Consider the following 14,805-nt stretch of genomic DNA (forward strand, 5'->3'; position numbering starts at 1 on the left):
GAGACGGGTGGGACGACGTGAGGCACGACGGGCTCGTGGCCGGGTCGATCATCGCATCCCGGCCTAGGGTCGACGCGTGCACGCGACCTACGACGCCGTCATCGTCGGCGGGGGCCACAACGGGCTCACCGCCGCCGCCTACCTCGCCCGGGCCGGGCGCTCCGTGCTGCTGCTCGAGCGCGCCGACCACCTGGGGGGCGCCACCCGGTCGGAGCGGGTGTTCCCGGGTGTCGACGCGAACGTGTCGCGGTACTCCTACCTGGTCTCGCTGATGCCCCGGCAGGTGCGCGACGAGCTGGGCCTGCGGCTCGAGCTGCGGCGGCGTCGCATCGCCTCCTACACGCCCGTGGGGGACCGCGGCCTGCTGGTGGACACGGCCGACGAGGCGGCGACCGCGGCGTCGTTCGCCGACGTCGGTGCCGCCGGCGACCTCGCGGCCTTCCGGGCGTTCGGCGCGCGCACCGGCGCGCTCGCGGCGCGACTGTTCCCGACGATGACGGACCCCCTCCTGTCGACAGCCGACGCGCGCCGGCTGCTGGGCGAGGACGACTGGCGCGACCTGGTCGAGCGGCCGGTCGGCGAGGTGGTGGACGCGACGTTCGGCACGGACCTCGTCCGCGGGGTCGTGCTCACCGACGCCCTGATCGGCACCTTCGCGCGCGCCCACGACGCCGACGGTCGCGCGAACCGGTGCTTCCTGTACCACGTGATCGGCGGCGGGACCGGCGACTGGGACGTGCCGGTGGGGGGCATGGGGGCCGTCGCGGGTGCGCTCGAGGCGGCGGCGCGCGCGGGGGGCGCGGAGCTGCGGACGTCGAGCGAGGTGACCGCCGTGGATCCCGGGACGACCGGCGCCGAGGTGGTGTGGACCGACGCCGACGGCGGCGAGCACCGGGTGGGGGCGCGGCACGTGCTCGCGGCCTGCGCGCCGGCGGTGCTCGACCGGCTGCGGGGTCGCGTGCCCGCAGAGCCCGCGCCCGAGGGCGCCCAGCTCAAGGTGAACATGCTGCTCACGCGCCTGCCGCGCCTGCGGTCGGGCGTCGACCCCCGCGCCGCGTTCTCGGGCACCTTCCACGTGCACGAGTCCGCCACCGAGCTCGAGGCGGCCTACCAGGAGGCCGCGGCCGGCCGGGTCCCGTCCACCCCGCCCGTCGAGACCTACTGCCACTCGCTGACCGACGACTCGATCCTCGGGCCCGGGTTGCGCGCGTCCGGCCACCACACCCTCACGGCGTTCGGGCTGCACATGCCGGCGCGGCTGTTCGCCGCGGACCCGGAGGGCGCCCGGGCCGAGGCCCTCGCCGCGACCCTGCGCTCGATCGACAGCGTGCTCGCCGAGCCGATCGAGGACTGCCTCGCGCTCGACGCGGACGGGTCGCCGTGCCTGGAGGTGCGCAGCCCGGTGGACCTCGAGGCCGACGTCGCCCTGCCGGCCGGACACATCTTCCACCGCGACCTCGCGTGGCCGTGGGCCGAGTCGGACGACGAGGCGGGCACCTGGGGCGTCGGCACGGCGGATCCCCGCGTGCTCCTGGCCGGGGCGGGCGCGCGGCGCGGCGGCGGGGTCAGCGGCATCCCCGGCCGGGCGGCCGCGATGGCAGTGCTGGTGGCCGGCTGACGTCCTCAGGGAATACCGCGGCGCCCGCCTAAGGTTGCGCGAGGCACCTAGACCCCTCGGAGGACCCTGTGACGAGCACGCCCACCGCCCGCCCCGTCGTCGACTTCTGGTTCGACCCGCTGTGCCCCTGGGCGTGGATGACCTCCCGCTGGATGGACGAGGTCAGCGCGATCCGGGACATCGACGTCCGCTGGCACGTGATGAGCCTGTCCGTCCTCAACGAGAAGAAGGACGACCTGCCCGACCGGTACCGCGAGATGCTCGCGGCCGGCTGGGGTCCCGTCCGCGTCATCGTCGCCGCCGCGCGCGACCACGGCGACCAGGTCATCAAGCCGCTCTACGACGCCATGGGCACCCGCCGCCACCCCGGCGGCCAGGAGGACTGGTCCGCGATCATCGCCGAGTCCCTGGCCGAGGTCGGGCTGCCGGCCGAGCTGGCCGACGTCGCGGGCACCGAGGACGTCGACGCGCTCCTGCGCGAGTCGCACGGCGAGGGCATCTCGCTGGTCGGCGAGGAGGTGGGCACCCCCGTCGTGGCCATCGACGGCGTCGGGTTCTTCGGTCCGGTCGTGACGCCCGCCCCGACCGGCGAGGTCGCCGGCCGGCTGTTCGACGGCCTGGCGCTGATGACCTCCGTGCCCGGCTTCTACGAGCTCAAGCGGACCCGGACCGCAGGCCCGTCCTTCTGACCGCGCGACCAGCGCGATTGGCCCGTCCGGTTCGTCCCGTGTGATCCTGGTCGCCGTGCCCGCCCCGAACCGGGGCCGGGCCGGCGGCCCCTCGGGGAGGATCGGAGCGGCATGACCTCGGCACGCAACGTCCGGCTCTTCGTCATCGTCGACGCGGTGCTCGTCGTGCTCGCCCTGGTGCTGCTGTTCGTGTTCCTGGGCAGCGGTGGCGGCGGGGGGAACGCCGACGACACGTCCGGTCAGTCGCCCGCGCCGAGCGCCTCGGGCGGCCCGTCGTCGAGCTCGTCCGCGACCTCCAGCGAGCCCGTCGCGTTCGCGCTGCCCAGCGGGAACATCGCCTGCACCATGTCGGTCGACGGCGTGACCTGCACCATCGCCAGCTACACGTACGCGCCGCCCGTCGTGGCCGGGTGCACCGAGGTGACCGGCCACGTGCTCGTGCTCAACTCCGACGGCGTGGCGTTCGACTGCGTGAGCGGCCCGCCGCCCGCGGTCGCCGGGGACGACGTCCCGGTCCTCGAGTACGGCTCGAGCACGAGCGTGGGCGACTACACGTGCCGCAGCGCCACCGACGGCGTGCAGTGCACGGACGCGTCGGGCGTCGGCTTCCGGCTGGCCCGGGCGTCCTGGTCCGAGCTGCCCGGCTAGTCGGCGGACCCGGGTGGTCGGCCCCCGCGCCGACCGTGAGCGGGCGACGCGGGGGACGTCCGGCGGGTCACCAGATGCGGACGCGGTCCTCCGGCGCCAGGTACAGCGCGTCGCCGGGCTGCACGTCGTACGCGGCGTAGAACTCGTCCACGTTGCGCACCACGCCGTTGCAGCGGAACTCGTTGGGGGAGTGCGGGTCGGTGGCGAGGCGCCGGACGACCTCCTCGTCGCGGCCCTTGGACTGCCAGACCTGCGCCCACCCGAGCAGGACCCGCTGCACGCCGGTGAGGCCGTCGATCACGGGTGCCTCCTCCAGCGGCCGGCCCAGCGCGATGCGGTACGCCTTGAGCGCGATGGACAGGCCGCCCAGGTCGCCGATGTTCTCGCCGATGGTGAGCTCGCCGTTGACGTGGTGCGACCCGCCCAGCTGCGCCGGGGAGAACTCCGAGTACTGGTCGATGAGGGCCTTGGTCCGGGTCTCGAACTCCGCGCGGTCGTCGGCCGTCCACCAGTCCTCGAGCCGGCCGTCGCCGTCGTACTTGGAGCCCTGGTCGTCGAACCCGTGGCCGATCTCGTGCCCGATCACGGCGCCGATGCCGCCGTAGTTCACCGCGTCGTCGGCCTCGGCGTCGAAGAACGGCGGCTGGAGGATGGCCGCGGGGAAGACGATCTCGTTCATGCCGGGGTTGTAGTACGCGTTCACGGTCTGCGGGGTCATGAACCACTCGTCGCGGTCGATCGGCTTGCCGATCTTGCCCAGGTCGCGGTCCTGCTCGAACGCGTAGGCGCGGCGGACGTTGCCCACCAGGTCGTCGGCAGCCACCTCGAGCGCCGAGTAGTCGCGCCAGCGCTCCGGGTAGCCGAGCTTCGGGGTGAACGCCTCGAGCTTGGCCAGCGCCTTGGCGCGCGTCTCCTCGCCCATCCACTCGAGCTGCGAGATCGACTCGCGGTAGGCGGCCACCAGGTTGCCGACGAGCTCCTCCATCCGCGCCTTGTGCGCGGGCGGGAAGTGCCGCTCGACGTAGACCTTGCCGACGGCCTCGCCGAGCACGCCCTGCACCAGCGACACCCCGCGCTTCCAGCGGTCGCGCAGCTCCTGCGCGCCCGTGAGGGTGCGGCCGTAGAAGTCGAAGTTCGCCTCGACCAGCTCGTCCGTCAGGTACGGCGCCCGGTCCGTGATCACGTGGTACGCCGCCCACGCCTGCCAGTCGGCCAGCGGCTCGCTCGCCCACAGCCCGGCGAACGCCTCGGCGAACGACGGCTCACGCACGACCAGCCGGTCGAACGACCCCGCGGGTGCGCCCAGCGCGAGCACCCACGAGTTCCAGTCGAAGCCGGGCGCCCGCTCGGCGAGCTCGGTCAGGCTGAGCGCGTTGTAGGTGAGGTCGGCGTCGCGGTCCTTGACCACGTCCCAGTGCCCCGCGGCCAGCTTGGTCTCCAGCGCGACCACCCGGCCGGCGAGCTCCTCGGCCGCCTCGGCGTCCGCGGCGACGCCGCCCAGGGTCAGCATGCGGGCGACGTGCGGGCGGTAGGCCGCGAGCACCGCGGCGTACTGCTCGTCGCGGTAGTAGGCCTCGTCCGGCAGGCCCAGGCCGCCCTGCGCGAGGTGCACGGCGTAGCGGGTGGGCTCCTTGGCGTCGTTGTCGACGTAGAACCCGACCGCGCCGCCCGCACCCGTGCGCTGGAGCGCGCCGAGGGCGCCGGTCAGCTCGGCCTGCGTGGTGGCGGACGCGAGGAGCGCGAGGTCCGTGCGCAGCGGCGCGGTGCCGGCCGCGGCGACGGCGGCGGTGTCCATGAACGACGCGTAGACCGCGCCGACCTTGGCCTCGACACCGTCGGCGGCACCGCCCGCGGCGGCCGCCGCTCCGGCGTCGGCGATGATGTCCCGCACCTGCTCCTCGGCCTGGTCGTGGAGCGCCCGGAACGAGCCGTCCATCGCCCGGTCGGCGGGGATCTCGTGCGAGGCGACCCATCGGCCGTTCACGTGGGAGTAGAGGTCGTCCTGGGGACGGACCGCGGGGTCGAGGGCGGTGAGGTCGATGCCACTGCGCGTCATGCGGACAGCCTAGGGACGGCGACCCACACCACGTCGCGGCTTACGCCGAGGGCGGACGCGCGGCGCCGGTGCCGGCGGCCCGTGCGGCAGGATGGACCCATGCGCATCCACGTCGCCTCCGACCATGCCGGGTACGAGCTCAAGGTCGCGCTCGTCGAGCACCTGACCGCCGCGGGCCACGACGTCGTCGACCACGGCGCCCACACCTACGACGCCCAGGACGACTACCCGCCGTTCTGCTTCGCCGCCGGGGAGGCGGTGGTCGCCGACCCCGGGTCGCTCGGCGTCGTCATCGGCGGCTCGGGCAACGGCGAGCAGATCGCCGCCAACAAGGTCACCGGCGTCCGGGCGGCGCTCGCGTGGAACCTGGCCACCGCCCAGCTGGGCCGCCAGCACAACGACGCCAACGTGGTCGCCGTGGGCGCCCGCCAGCACTCGGTCGACGAGGCCCTGGCCCTGGTGGACGCGTTCGTGGCCGAGCCGTTCAGCCACGACCCGCGCCACCAGCGCCGGATCGACCTGCTCGCGGCCTACGAGGCCACCCGGTAGCTACCAGACGTAGCTGCAGAACGGCGCGACGGGCCACAGGAACGCCGCCGCGGCCGACTGCAGCGCCCCGGCCGTCTCCTCGACCACGAGGCCGGCCCGCGCCTGCGCCGCGAGCGACCTGCCGCCGAGGTAGGCGGCGCCGAGCTCGCGCACGTCGAGTCGAAGGTCCGCCGCGTCCTCGGTCCGGGTGACCTCGGCCGCCCAGGTGCCGTCCGGGCCGCGGTCGCCGGTGGTCAGGCGCCAGCGCCCGGCGTTCGCGGGCAGCCGGGCGTCGGTGACCTCGAGGACCACGTCGACCGGCGCGGCGTACCGACGGCCGGCGAGCGCGACGGGCAGGTCGAGCAGCCGGACCCAGAGGTTGTCGTTGACCTTGGGGACCACGGCGCGCGGGTCCACCAGCAGGTGCAGCAGCGCGTCGTCGACGGGCAGCATCGGCCCCTCGACGGTGGCCGTCAGGTCCAGGTCGAGCAGGAACGACCACAGGCTGTGCGTCGCCGCGGCGTCGAGCGCGGCGGCCTCGCGGACCCGGACCGTCCCGGCCGGGCCGCCCTCGGCCCAGTTCTCCTTGCGCCGGAACAGCGCGTAGGCGCGCACGTCGCCGGCCGCGTCGTGCACCGTCGCGATCCGCAGCGGCTCGCCGCCGTCGCGCCAGGCCGGCGGGTCCACCAGCATGCGGGTGCGCCACGCGTCCGTCGCCCGGGTGATCCAGCCGGGTCGGCCCGCGCCGGCCGCGCCGTGCACCTCGGCGACCAGCGCGCTGTGCTTCTCGACGTCGGCGGTGGCCATCCGCACGGTGAGCCCGTCGGTGCCCGGCACGTCGCGCAGCGCGGCGCCGCGGGCGATCTTGACCCGGACGTCGTCGGCGGCCGAGCCGTACCCGTAGCGGCCGTAGATGGCGTGCTCGGCGGCGAACAGCGCGGAGACGGGCTCGTGTCGCGCGAGCGAGCGGGCGAAGTGCGACTCGATCATCGCGGTCAGCAGCCCGCGCCGGCGCTGGTCGGGGCGCGCCCCCACCCACGTGAGCCCCGAGCAGGCGATCGTCGCGCCCGGGACGGCCATCTGGTGCTCGTACGAGGCGTGGACCGACGCGAGGCCACCGTCGGGGTCCTCGACCGCCTGCGCGCGGTCCCACTCGAACGTGATCGGCACGAGGGCGTCGGTCTCCGGGGTCGTGTCGAACGCGAACGCGAGACGGTCGACCTCGAGGAACTCGTCCTTGCGGCTCTCCGAGACGTCGACGAGGCGGTATCCGGGGGGAAGGGGGCTCATGGCGTCCATCGTGCGGCATGGGACGCTCCGTCGGCACCCCGATATCCGCGCGGCGGGCTGCTGGGCGCGCCCGCGACCTGCGGATACGCTCGCCGGGTGCGGCGGACGCGGCGGGGGGCGGAGCGAGGGCTCTTCACGCGCGCCACCGTCGTGCTGCGCCGGTGGAGCGGTCGCTCGCAGGAGACCCTGCTGGTCGCGCTGGTGCTCTGCGCGTGCGCGCTGACGTTCGGCGTGGTGCGGCAGCCCGCGTGGGTGCCGCCGTCGGCGTTCGTGCTCCTCGTGGTGGTGGCGGTCTTCCTGCTGCGGCTGCGCCCGCTGGTGGTGCTCGGCGTCGTGGTCCTCGCGTGCCTCTGGGGCTTGAGGTGGTGGGGTGCGCCGACCGTGATCCCGGGTGTCCTCGTCGTCGTGACCGTGGCGGTCCTGGCCAGCATCGCGTTCGCACGCGACCGCGAGCGGCTCGGCCTGCAGGGCGCGCCGGGCAACCTCATGCTGGTCGACCTGCGCGACCGGCTCGCCGCGCACGGCCGGGTCCCGCCGCTGCCTCCCGGCTGGCGGGTGGACAGCGAGATCCGGTCCGCGCACGCCGACGGGTTCTCCGGGGACTTCATGGTCGCGGGGGTGCGGTCGGGCGGGTCGGCCCTGGAGATCGCGCTCGTGGACGTGTCCGGCAAGGGCCTGGACGCCGGTGTCCGGTCGCTGCAGCTCTCCGGGGCCTTCGGCGGGCTGCTGGGCGCCATGCCGCGCGACCAGTTCCTCGCCGCCGCGAACCAGTACCTGCTGGACCAGGCGTGGGAGGAGGGCTTCGCGACGGCGATCCACGTCGTGGTCGACCTGCCCACGGGCGAGTTCTGGGTGTCGTCGGCGGGCCACCCGCCCGCGGTCCAGCTGCACGCCGGCTCCGGTCGCCTCGAGCTGCTCGACACGGTGGGCAGCCCGGCGCTGGGGGTCGTCGCGGGCTTCCGGTCGGAGCCGTGCGCGGGCCGCCTCGACCACGGCGACGTGCTGATGCTCTACACCGACGGGCTGGTCGAGACCCGGGGCGGCGACCTCGACCAGGGCATCGACCGGCTCATGGGGGTGGCCGACCGCGTGCTGGTGTCCGGCCGCGGCACCGCGGCGGCGGTGCTGGCGGGCGTGCGCCGGGGGGACGACGACGACCGCGCGGTCGTCCTGCTCCGCCGCTCGTGACCCAGGTCCGATGAGCGCTCAGGGCTGGATCGACGCCGCCAGCCAGTCCGCGTAACCCTCGCGCCCGGCCCCGGGCCGCAGGTGGATGTCGTCGCTGTACAGCCAGCCGCGGTTCCCCGTCGCCAGCGTGTTCCAGTCGAGCACGTGGGCGTTCGGGTACTCCGGGCCCACGCGGGCGAACAGGTCGTTGTCGTACGCGGCCCAGGTGCGTGGCACGTGCACGTTGACCAGGTAGACGCGGCGGTCCTTGGTGAGCTCCAGCAGGTCCCGCAGGGTGCGCTCGTCGATGGGTCCGTTGGTCCCGCCGTGCACGATGACGGTGTGCCCGAGGGTGCCGGCGGCGGCCGCGGCGCGGACCAGGTCGACCATCGCGCCGAACTGTCGTGACTCCACCGCGTCGACCGCGATGCCGCGGGCGGTCAGCTCCGGGGCGGCGCCCAGCATGACCGAGTCGCCGAAGGCGGACGCGCCGCCGATCTGCTCCGGGGGCGGGGGAGGCGGCGCGACCGGGGCGACCGCGGTCGGGGTCACCGTCGGGGTCGGGGTCGGGGACGCGGTGACGGTCGGCGTCGCGGTCGGGGTGTGCGTCGGCGACGGCCGCAGGGACGTCACCGCGGGCTGCGGACCCGGCTGCCACGCCCCGGCGCCGGTCGGCTCTGCGGGCACCTGCGCGAGGGCCGCCGTGGCGACGCCGCCGACGACCACCAGGCCGATGGTCGCCGCGACGACCCGCAGCACGGTCCGGGGCCGATCACCGCCCGGGCGGCGCAGGCGGGCGAGCGCGCGGCCGAGCGCGCCACGGCGGACGGGCAGCTCGACGGCCCGGTACGAGAGCTCGGCCAGGCCCAGCACCGCCGCGAGGCGCAGGGGCGTGGCCAGCCACGGCGACACGGCGAGGTCGACCCCCGGCCGCGTGAGCATCAGCACGGGCCAGTGCCACAGGTAGATGCCGTACGACCGCTCGCCGACCCAGCGCCACGGCTGCCGGCCCAGCGCCCGACCGAGCAGGCCCGCGGGGTCCGCCACCGTGCCCACCAGCACCGCCGCCAGCAGCGAGAACGCCAGGAAGCCGCCGCGGTACAGGGCGGCGCTGAACTCGTCGACCCACACGAACGCGGCCAGGACCGCGACGAGGGCGAGGACCCCGAGCACGTCGGCGACGCCGGCCTCGAACCGCCGGACGGCGACGCCGCGCTCGCGTGCCCACGAGCCGGCCCGCTGCCACGTGCGCCACGGCGTCCACACGGCCGCCATGGCTGCCCCGACCAGCAGGCCCATCGAGTGCGTGTCGGTGCCGAAGTACACGCGGCTCGGGTCGTTCGGCACGGGCGCGGAACCCCGGATCGCCAGGACGGCCATCGCCGCCGTGGACAGCACGGCCAGCACCGCGGCCACCTGCCCGACGCGGGCGCGGCCCGCGCGCAGCGCGAGCAGGACCACGAGCGGGAAGACCAGGTAGAACTGCTCCTCGATCGCCAGCGACCACAGGTGCTGGAGCAGCGGGGGCCGGCTCACCATCTCGAAGTACGAGCGCTCGGCCAGCACCTGCCACCAGTTCGAGACGTACCCCACGGCGGCGGCGATGTCCCCGCGCAGCTCGCGCGCCTCGCTCGGCATCGCGACGGCGACCCCGGCCATGGCGAGCAGGAGGAGCGCGAGGGCCGGCAGCAGGCGCCGCGCGCGCCGGGCGTAGAACCGGCGGAAGGAGAAGCGGCCGGTGCCCTCCACCTCGTCGAGCACGAGCGTGGTGATGAGGTAGCCGGACAGGACGAAGAAGACGTCGACGCCGAGGAAGCCGCCGCGCATCCAGGGGGCCCCGAGGTGGTAGACGACGACGCCCGCCACAGCCAGCGCCCGGATGCCGTCGAGGCCCGGCAGGTGCGGGAGGCGCGCCGGCCTCGGTGCCGGTGCGGCGGGCGGGCGGACCACCACGGGCGCGGGGCGCTGCGCGGTGACGGTCATGGTTCCCCCGGGTCGGTGCTCGATCACGGGGGGCGGACCCCTCGCGCGGCCAGGGTAGGTCGGTCGGCGCGGCGCGGACCGCGGGGACACGCGGGTTGGTCAGGTCTCGGGGAACCAGATCGCCCGGCGCAGCGCCACGCGCGTGCCGTCCGCGCTCAGCGGGGTGCCCTCGTCGCCGAGCAGGTCCAGCGCGCGCGTCAGGTGCCGGGCCGGCGGGCTGCCCGCGGCGTTGACCACTCGCCACCACGGCACGCCCGACCCGGCCCGGCTCAGGACCTGCCCGACCTGCCGCGGCCCGCCCCGCCGACGGCCGTCCAGGGCCTCGAGCCGGTCCGCGACGACCTCGGCGATCGTGCCGTAGGTCATCGCGCGCCCGGCGGGGATCTCGTCCACGAGGTCGAGCACCGCCTCGGCGTAGTCGTCGTCCACGGGCGCCGTCAGCCCCGCAGCGCGTCGGCGACCGCCGGCAGGGTGCGCGGGTCGGCCTGGATCAGCATGGTCGTCACCGCGGTCGCCTCCCACGCGGGCAGCTGGGCGCGGATGTCCTGCGCGGTGCCCACCAGGGCGATGTCCCGCACCAGCTCGAGCGGCACGGCGGCCGTGGCGCGGGCCCGGTCGCCCGCCAGGTAGTGCGCCTGGATCTCGTCGCAGGCCTCGGTGTACCCGAGGCGGTCGAGCACGGCCCGGTGGTAGTTGGCGCCCTTGGCCCCCATGCCTCCGGCGTACAGCGCGATGAACGGTCGCACGCTGTCGGCCGCGGACTCGACGTCGGCGCCGAGCACGACGGGCACCGTGGCGACCACCTCGAAGTCCTCGACGGCGCTGCGCTCGGGCGCGCGCAGGGCGAAGCCCTCGGCCAGCAGCGCGCGGTACTCGGCGTCCATGCGGGGCGAGTAGAACAGCGGCAGCCAGCCGTCGGCGATCTCGGCCGACATCGCGATGTTCTTCGGGCCCTCGGCGGCGAGGTGGATCGGCAGGTCGGACCGCAGCGGGTGCACGGTCGAGCGCAGCGCCTTGCCCAGGCCGGCGCCCTCGTCGGGCCCGAGGGGCAGCCGGTAGAACTGCCCGTCGAACGTCACGGGCGCCTCGCGCGCCAGCACCTGGCGCACGATCGACACGTACTCGCGCGTGCGCGCCAGCGGGCGCGGGTACGGCTGGCCGTACCAGCCCTCCACCACCTGCGGGCCGGAGGCTCCGAGGCCGAGGACGAAGCGCCCGCCGGACAGGTGGTCGAGCGTCAGGGCGGCCATCGCGGCGGCCGTCGGGGTACGGGCCGAGAGCTGCGCGATCGCGGTGCCCAGCCGGATGCGCGTCGTGCGCGAGCCCCACCACGCGAGCGGGGTCAGGGCGTCGGAGCCGTACGCCTCGGCGGTCCAGACCGAGTCGAACCCGAGCTGCTCGGCGCCGAGGACGGCCTCCTGCGCGCCCGGAGGGGGACCCGCCGACCAGTAGCCCGTGTGGTAGCCCAGCCGCATCTCAGTCCTCCCGGTCCGGCGTCGCCGTCGACGCCCGCGCCAGGCTACCTGGTACCGCGGGTATCGCGTGCCGGCCGGTCCGCCCGGGCGCGTGCCGCGAGGGTGTTGAGCAGCGCGGCCCCGGTGGCGGCGTCGTCGACGGTCACGACGAACGACCGACCACCCGTCCGCTCCACCTGCAGCCCCTGGCCGGTGCGCAGCACCACCCCGACGCGCCCGCCACGGCCCACGCGGTAGCCCCAGCCGCCGAACTCGGCGAACGGCCGCACGGCCACCACGTCCGCCCGGACGACCTCGTCGAGCGGCACCACCGCGCGCGGCCACCCGACCGCCGAGCGCACGGTGAGGCCGCGGCGGTCGACGGTCACGGTGAACCAGGCGATCGACGCGATGGCCGCGGCGACCACCAGGGCCGGGACCAGCACGAACGGCGTCGACAGCAGGAGGCCCAGCGCGACGACCAGGACCGTGACGCTGCCGCCCACCACGAGCGCCGCGCGGCTCTCGGCGTGCGCGACCCAGCTCGCGGTCTCGTCGGGACCGAGGTCGAGCACGGCGGCGGAGGCCGGGACCGGGTCGGTCGTCGGCTGGTGGAGGTCGCCCGGCGTCAGCCAGGCGCCGAGCGCGGCGGCGGCGATGCCGAGGGTGAACGCGAGCGTGAGGACGAGCCCGGTCGGCCCGGTCTGCGACGCGTCCGCCAGCCCGCGCTGCAGGTCGAGCAGCCCCACGGTCAGCGCGCTGATGAACGCGGTGAGCCCCAGAGCGAGCGCGGCGCTGATCCGGCGGACCAGGGCCGCGCGGCCCCAGAAGAACGCGAGCGCCCAGCACAGGACCGCCACGGCCAGCGAGATGATCGCGGGCGGCCAGAGTGCGCCGGACAGCGAGGCGAAGCCGTCCGGCCCGTCGGAGCCGAAGTGCACGGCGACCGGGTCGGGCAGCTCGGCCGACCATGCGCCGGCGACCACGAACGTGCTGGCGACGAGGGCCGCCGGGACGACGAGGGTCAGCACGGTGGTCAGTGTGCGGTGGGGGACCGGGCTCACCGGAGGGCCTCCTTGACGAGGGCTGTCGTGGTCTGGGGCGCGATGCCGAGCGAGCGCGCGACGCGGACCAGCGTGTCGATGGCCTCGTGCAGCTCGGCGTTGTCCTGGGGCGCGGCGGTGACGACGGCTCCGCGCCCGCGGCGCAGCTCGATCAGGCCCTCGTCGCGGAGCTCCTGGTACGCGCGCAGCACGGTGTGCAGGTTGATGTCGAGGGAGGCCGCCAGCTCCCGCGCGCCCGGCAGGCGCTCGCCGTCCGCCAGCTCCCCGCGCGCCACCGCCGAGCGCACCTGGCCGGCCAGCTGCGTGAACAGCGGGTCCGGGGAGGAGGGGTCGACGCGGAAGAGCATGGGACCAGGATAGTTGTTTGATGACAACTAGAACAAGCGGAGACGGAAAGACCCCGCCCGGCGATCGGGCGGGGTCTCTCCTGCGTCAGATGTAGATCGCCGGGTCGTCGATCTCGACGTCGAACGGCGCGGCCTTCGGGCGCAGGCGGATGGTCGCGGGGACACCCACGGCGATCGCGCCGGCCGGCACGTCGTGGATGACGACCGCGTTCGCGCCGATCTGCGCTCCCGGGCCGATCCACACGGGACCGAGCACCTTGGCACCCGCGCCGACGACGACCCCGTCGCCGAGCGTGGGGTGCCGCTTCCCGTGCCGCATGGTCTTGCCGCCCAGGGTCGACCCGTGGAAGAGCACCACGTCGTCGCCCACCTCGGCCGTCTCCCCGATGACCACGCCCATCCCGTGGTCGATGAACAACCGCCGGCCCAGGCGCGCGCCGGGGTGGATCTCGATGCCGGTGAGTGCCCGCGCGAGCTGGGAGACCAGTCGCGCGGGCAGCCTCAGGCCGGGCTGGTGCCACATCCTGTGCGCCAGCCGGTACACCCACACGGCGTGCACGCCCGGGTACCCCAGGGCGACCTCGGCGAGGGACCGGGCCGCGGGGTCGCGGTGCCGGGCGGCCTCGAGGTCTTCCCTGAGCGTGGCCAGGAGGTGCAGATGCTCGGACACGGTGCCTTCGTCCTGTGGGGGTGTGCAGTCGGTGGCGGGCGCGAGGACCCGGCTCAGTCGAGCAGGTCCGCGTAGAGCACGGTCGACAGGTAGCGCTCGCCGAACGACGGGATGATCGCGACGATGAGCTTGCCGGCGTTCTCGGGGCGGTTGGCCAGGATGGTCGCGGCGTGCAGGGCGGCGCCGGACGAGATGCCGACCAGCAGGCCCTCCTCGGCGGCGGCGCGGCGGGCGACCTTGACGGCCGTCTCGGCGTCGACGTCGATGATCTCGTCGTAGACCGTGGTGTCCAGGATCTCGGGCACGAAGTTGGCGCCGATGCCCTGGATCTTGTGCGGGCCGGGCGCGCCACCGTTGAGGATGGGCGACTCCGCCGGCTCGACGCCGACGACCTGGATGTTCGGGTTGCGCGACTTGAGCACCTGGCCGACGCCGGTGATGGTGCCGCCGGTGCCGATGCCGGCGACGAAGATGTCGATCTTGCCGTCCGTGTCGGCCCAGATCTCCTCGGCCGTGGTGGTGCGGTGGATCTCGGGGTTGGCCTCGTTGGCGAACTGACGGGCCAGGATGGCGCCCTCGCGCTCCTTGACGATCTCGTCGGCCCGGTTGACCGCGCCCTTCATGCCCTCGGAGCCCGGCGTGAGGATGAGCTCGGCGCCGAACGCACGCAGCAGGGCGCGACGCTCCTTCGACATCGTCTCGGGCATGGTCAGCACGACCTTGTACCCGCGGGCGGCACCGACGAACGCCAGCGCGATGCCCGTGTTGCCGCTGGTGGCCTCGACGATGGTGCCGCCGGGCTTGAGCTCGCCGGACGCCTCGGCCGCGTCGATGATCGCGACACCGATGCGGTCCTTGACCGAGTTGGCGGGGTTGTAGAACTCGAGCTTGCCGACGACGGTGGCGGGGGCCCCGTCGGTGATCTTGTTGATGCGGACCAGCGGGGTGTTGCCGATGAGCGCCGTCGCGTCGTCGTAGATGCGTGCCATGGTTCCTCTTCGGTCGAGGCTGCCGGTCCGGCCGGCAGCTGGTGGGGGACTAGCGGAGTCTGGGGCTCCGCCGGCGGCGGTGCGCCGGTGGGTGCGCGTCACGACGGGGTGTCCGCGCGAGGGGCGAGCGCTGGCGCGGGAGGCGGTCCCCGCTCAGGGGGTCCGCACGCGAAGGAGCAGCCAGCGCTCTACAGACAGCGACAACAGGGGCGCGACACGCAGGCGCGCACGAGGACGGCGGGGGCGGCAGCCTGCGCGCTCATCGCTTCGTCCTCCGAGACCGGTCCGACCGGTCGATCAGC

General features: G+C 75.0%; 14 protein-coding genes. 5 read left to right on the top strand and 9 right to left on the bottom strand.

The genetic code is table 11. From position 1 onward, the window contains the following. The first annotated feature begins 76 nt into the window (after nt 1-76). The 3 genes from AB5970_RS14855 to AB5970_RS14865 all read left to right on the top strand — a co-directional run bounded on the left by AB5970_RS14855 (nt 77) and on the right by AB5970_RS14865 (nt 2,955). Complete coding sequence (locus AB5970_RS14855) at nt 77-1,618, top strand: phytoene desaturase family protein (protein ID WP_370504716.1); 1,542 nt, start codon at nt 77-79, stop codon at nt 1,616-1,618. 68 nt (nt 1,619-1,686) lie between these two features. Continuing rightward, nucleotides 1,687-2,307 carry a disulfide bond formation protein DsbA gene (locus AB5970_RS14860; protein ID WP_370504717.1) on the top strand — a complete coding sequence of 207 codons (621 nt, stop codon included), beginning with the start codon at nt 1,687-1,689 and terminating at the stop codon, nt 2,305-2,307. Nucleotides 2,308-2,418: 111 nt separating this feature from the next. Beyond that, the gene (locus AB5970_RS14865) at nt 2,419-2,955 is read left to right on the top strand and encodes a hypothetical protein (protein ID WP_370504718.1); all 537 of its coding nucleotides are present in this window, start codon (nt 2,419-2,421) and stop codon (nt 2,953-2,955) included. A 67-nt stretch (nt 2,956-3,022) separates the two neighbouring features. On the opposite strand, the gene AB5970_RS14870 is transcribed toward AB5970_RS14865, so the two are convergent. Continuing rightward, entirely contained in the window at nt 3,023-5,011 is a 1,989-nt protein-coding gene (locus AB5970_RS14870; protein ID WP_370504719.1) for a M13 family metallopeptidase, read from the bottom strand. Between the two features lie 99 nt (nt 5,012-5,110). On the opposite strand from AB5970_RS14870, the gene AB5970_RS14875 reads away from it, so the two are divergent. Next, on the top strand, nt 5,111-5,560 hold the full coding sequence (locus AB5970_RS14875; protein WP_370504720.1) for a ribose-5-phosphate isomerase: 450 nt from the start codon (nt 5,111-5,113) through the stop codon (nt 5,558-5,560). On the opposite strand, the gene AB5970_RS14880 is transcribed toward AB5970_RS14875, so the two are convergent. Then, the gene (locus AB5970_RS14880; protein ID WP_370504721.1) at nt 5,561-6,829 is read right to left on the bottom strand and encodes a GNAT family N-acetyltransferase; all 1,269 of its coding nucleotides are present in this window, start codon (nt 6,827-6,829) and stop codon (nt 5,561-5,563) included. A 96-nt stretch (nt 6,830-6,925) separates the two neighbouring features. Between AB5970_RS14880 and AB5970_RS14885 the strand changes: the two genes are divergently transcribed. Beyond that, nucleotides 6,926-8,017 carry a PP2C family protein-serine/threonine phosphatase gene (locus AB5970_RS14885; protein WP_370504722.1) on the top strand — a complete coding sequence of 364 codons (1,092 nt, stop codon included), beginning with the start codon at nt 6,926-6,928 and terminating at the stop codon, nt 8,015-8,017. Between the two features lie 18 nt (nt 8,018-8,035). On the opposite strand, the gene AB5970_RS14890 is transcribed toward AB5970_RS14885, so the two are convergent. The 7 genes from AB5970_RS14890 to cysK all read right to left on the bottom strand — a co-directional run bounded on the left by AB5970_RS14890 (nt 8,036) and on the right by cysK (nt 14,503). Beyond that, a complete protein-coding gene (locus AB5970_RS14890) occupies nt 8,036-9,979 on the bottom strand; it encodes an acyltransferase family protein (RefSeq protein ID WP_370504723.1) in 1,944 nt (647 codons plus the stop codon). Nucleotides 9,980-10,078: 99 nt separating this feature from the next. Then, nucleotides 10,079-10,408, bottom strand: coding sequence for an MGMT family protein (locus tag AB5970_RS14895; RefSeq protein ID WP_370504724.1), 330 nt, complete (start codon nt 10,406-10,408; stop codon nt 10,079-10,081). A gap of 8 nt (nt 10,409-10,416) precedes the next feature. Further along, a complete protein-coding gene (locus AB5970_RS14900) occupies nt 10,417-11,454 on the bottom strand; it encodes an LLM class F420-dependent oxidoreductase (protein WP_370504725.1) in 1,038 nt (345 codons plus the stop codon). 44 nt (nt 11,455-11,498) lie between these two features. Continuing rightward, on the bottom strand, nt 11,499-12,497 hold the full coding sequence (locus tag AB5970_RS14905) for a DUF1648 domain-containing protein (protein ID WP_370504726.1): 999 nt from the start codon (nt 12,495-12,497) through the stop codon (nt 11,499-11,501). Then, complete coding sequence (locus AB5970_RS14910) at nt 12,494-12,844, bottom strand: GntR family transcriptional regulator (protein ID WP_370504727.1); 351 nt, start codon at nt 12,842-12,844, stop codon at nt 12,494-12,496. The genes AB5970_RS14905 and AB5970_RS14910 overlap by 4 nt, the downstream gene beginning before the upstream one ends. 85 nt (nt 12,845-12,929) lie before the next feature. Next, nucleotides 12,930-13,514 carry a serine O-acetyltransferase EpsC gene (epsC, locus tag AB5970_RS14915; protein ID WP_370504728.1) on the bottom strand — a complete coding sequence of 195 codons (585 nt, stop codon included), beginning with the start codon at nt 13,512-13,514 and terminating at the stop codon, nt 12,930-12,932. Between the two features lie 53 nt (nt 13,515-13,567). Beyond that, a complete protein-coding gene (gene cysK, locus AB5970_RS14920; RefSeq protein ID WP_370504729.1) occupies nt 13,568-14,503 on the bottom strand; it encodes a cysteine synthase A in 936 nt (311 codons plus the stop codon). Between the last annotated feature and the right edge of the window lie 302 nt (nt 14,504-14,805).

This window comes from Cellulomonas sp. ICMP 17802 (assembly GCF_041295535.1).
Lineage (GTDB): Bacteria > Actinomycetota > Actinomycetes > Actinomycetales > Cellulomonadaceae > Cellulomonas.

What these genes read in the sequence shown, in the direction of transcription:
- AB5970_RS14865 (WP_370504718.1), top strand. Translation starts at nt 2,419, where the DNA reads ATGACCTCGGCACGCAACGTCCGGCTCTTCGTCATCGTCGACGCGGTG.
- AB5970_RS14870 (WP_370504719.1), bottom strand. Translation starts at nt 5,011, where the DNA reads ATGACGCGCAGTGGCATCGACCTCACCGCCCTCGACCCCGCGGTCCGT.
- AB5970_RS14875 (WP_370504720.1), top strand. Translation starts at nt 5,111, where the DNA reads ATGCGCATCCACGTCGCCTCCGACCATGCCGGGTACGAGCTCAAGGTC.
- AB5970_RS14880 (WP_370504721.1), bottom strand. Translation starts at nt 6,829, where the DNA reads ATGAGCCCCCTTCCCCCCGGATACCGCCTCGTCGACGTCTCGGAGAGC.
- AB5970_RS14890 (WP_370504723.1), bottom strand. Translation starts at nt 9,979, where the DNA reads ATGACCGTCACCGCGCAGCGCCCCGCGCCCGTGGTGGTCCGCCCGCCC.
- AB5970_RS14900 (WP_370504725.1), bottom strand. Translation starts at nt 11,454, where the DNA reads ATGCGGCTGGGCTACCACACGGGCTACTGGTCGGCGGGTCCCCCTCCG.
- AB5970_RS14910 (WP_370504727.1), bottom strand. Translation starts at nt 12,844, where the DNA reads ATGCTCTTCCGCGTCGACCCCTCCTCCCCGGACCCGCTGTTCACGCAG.
- cysK (WP_370504729.1), bottom strand. Translation starts at nt 14,503, where the DNA reads ATGGCACGCATCTACGACGACGCGACGGCGCTCATCGGCAACACCCCG.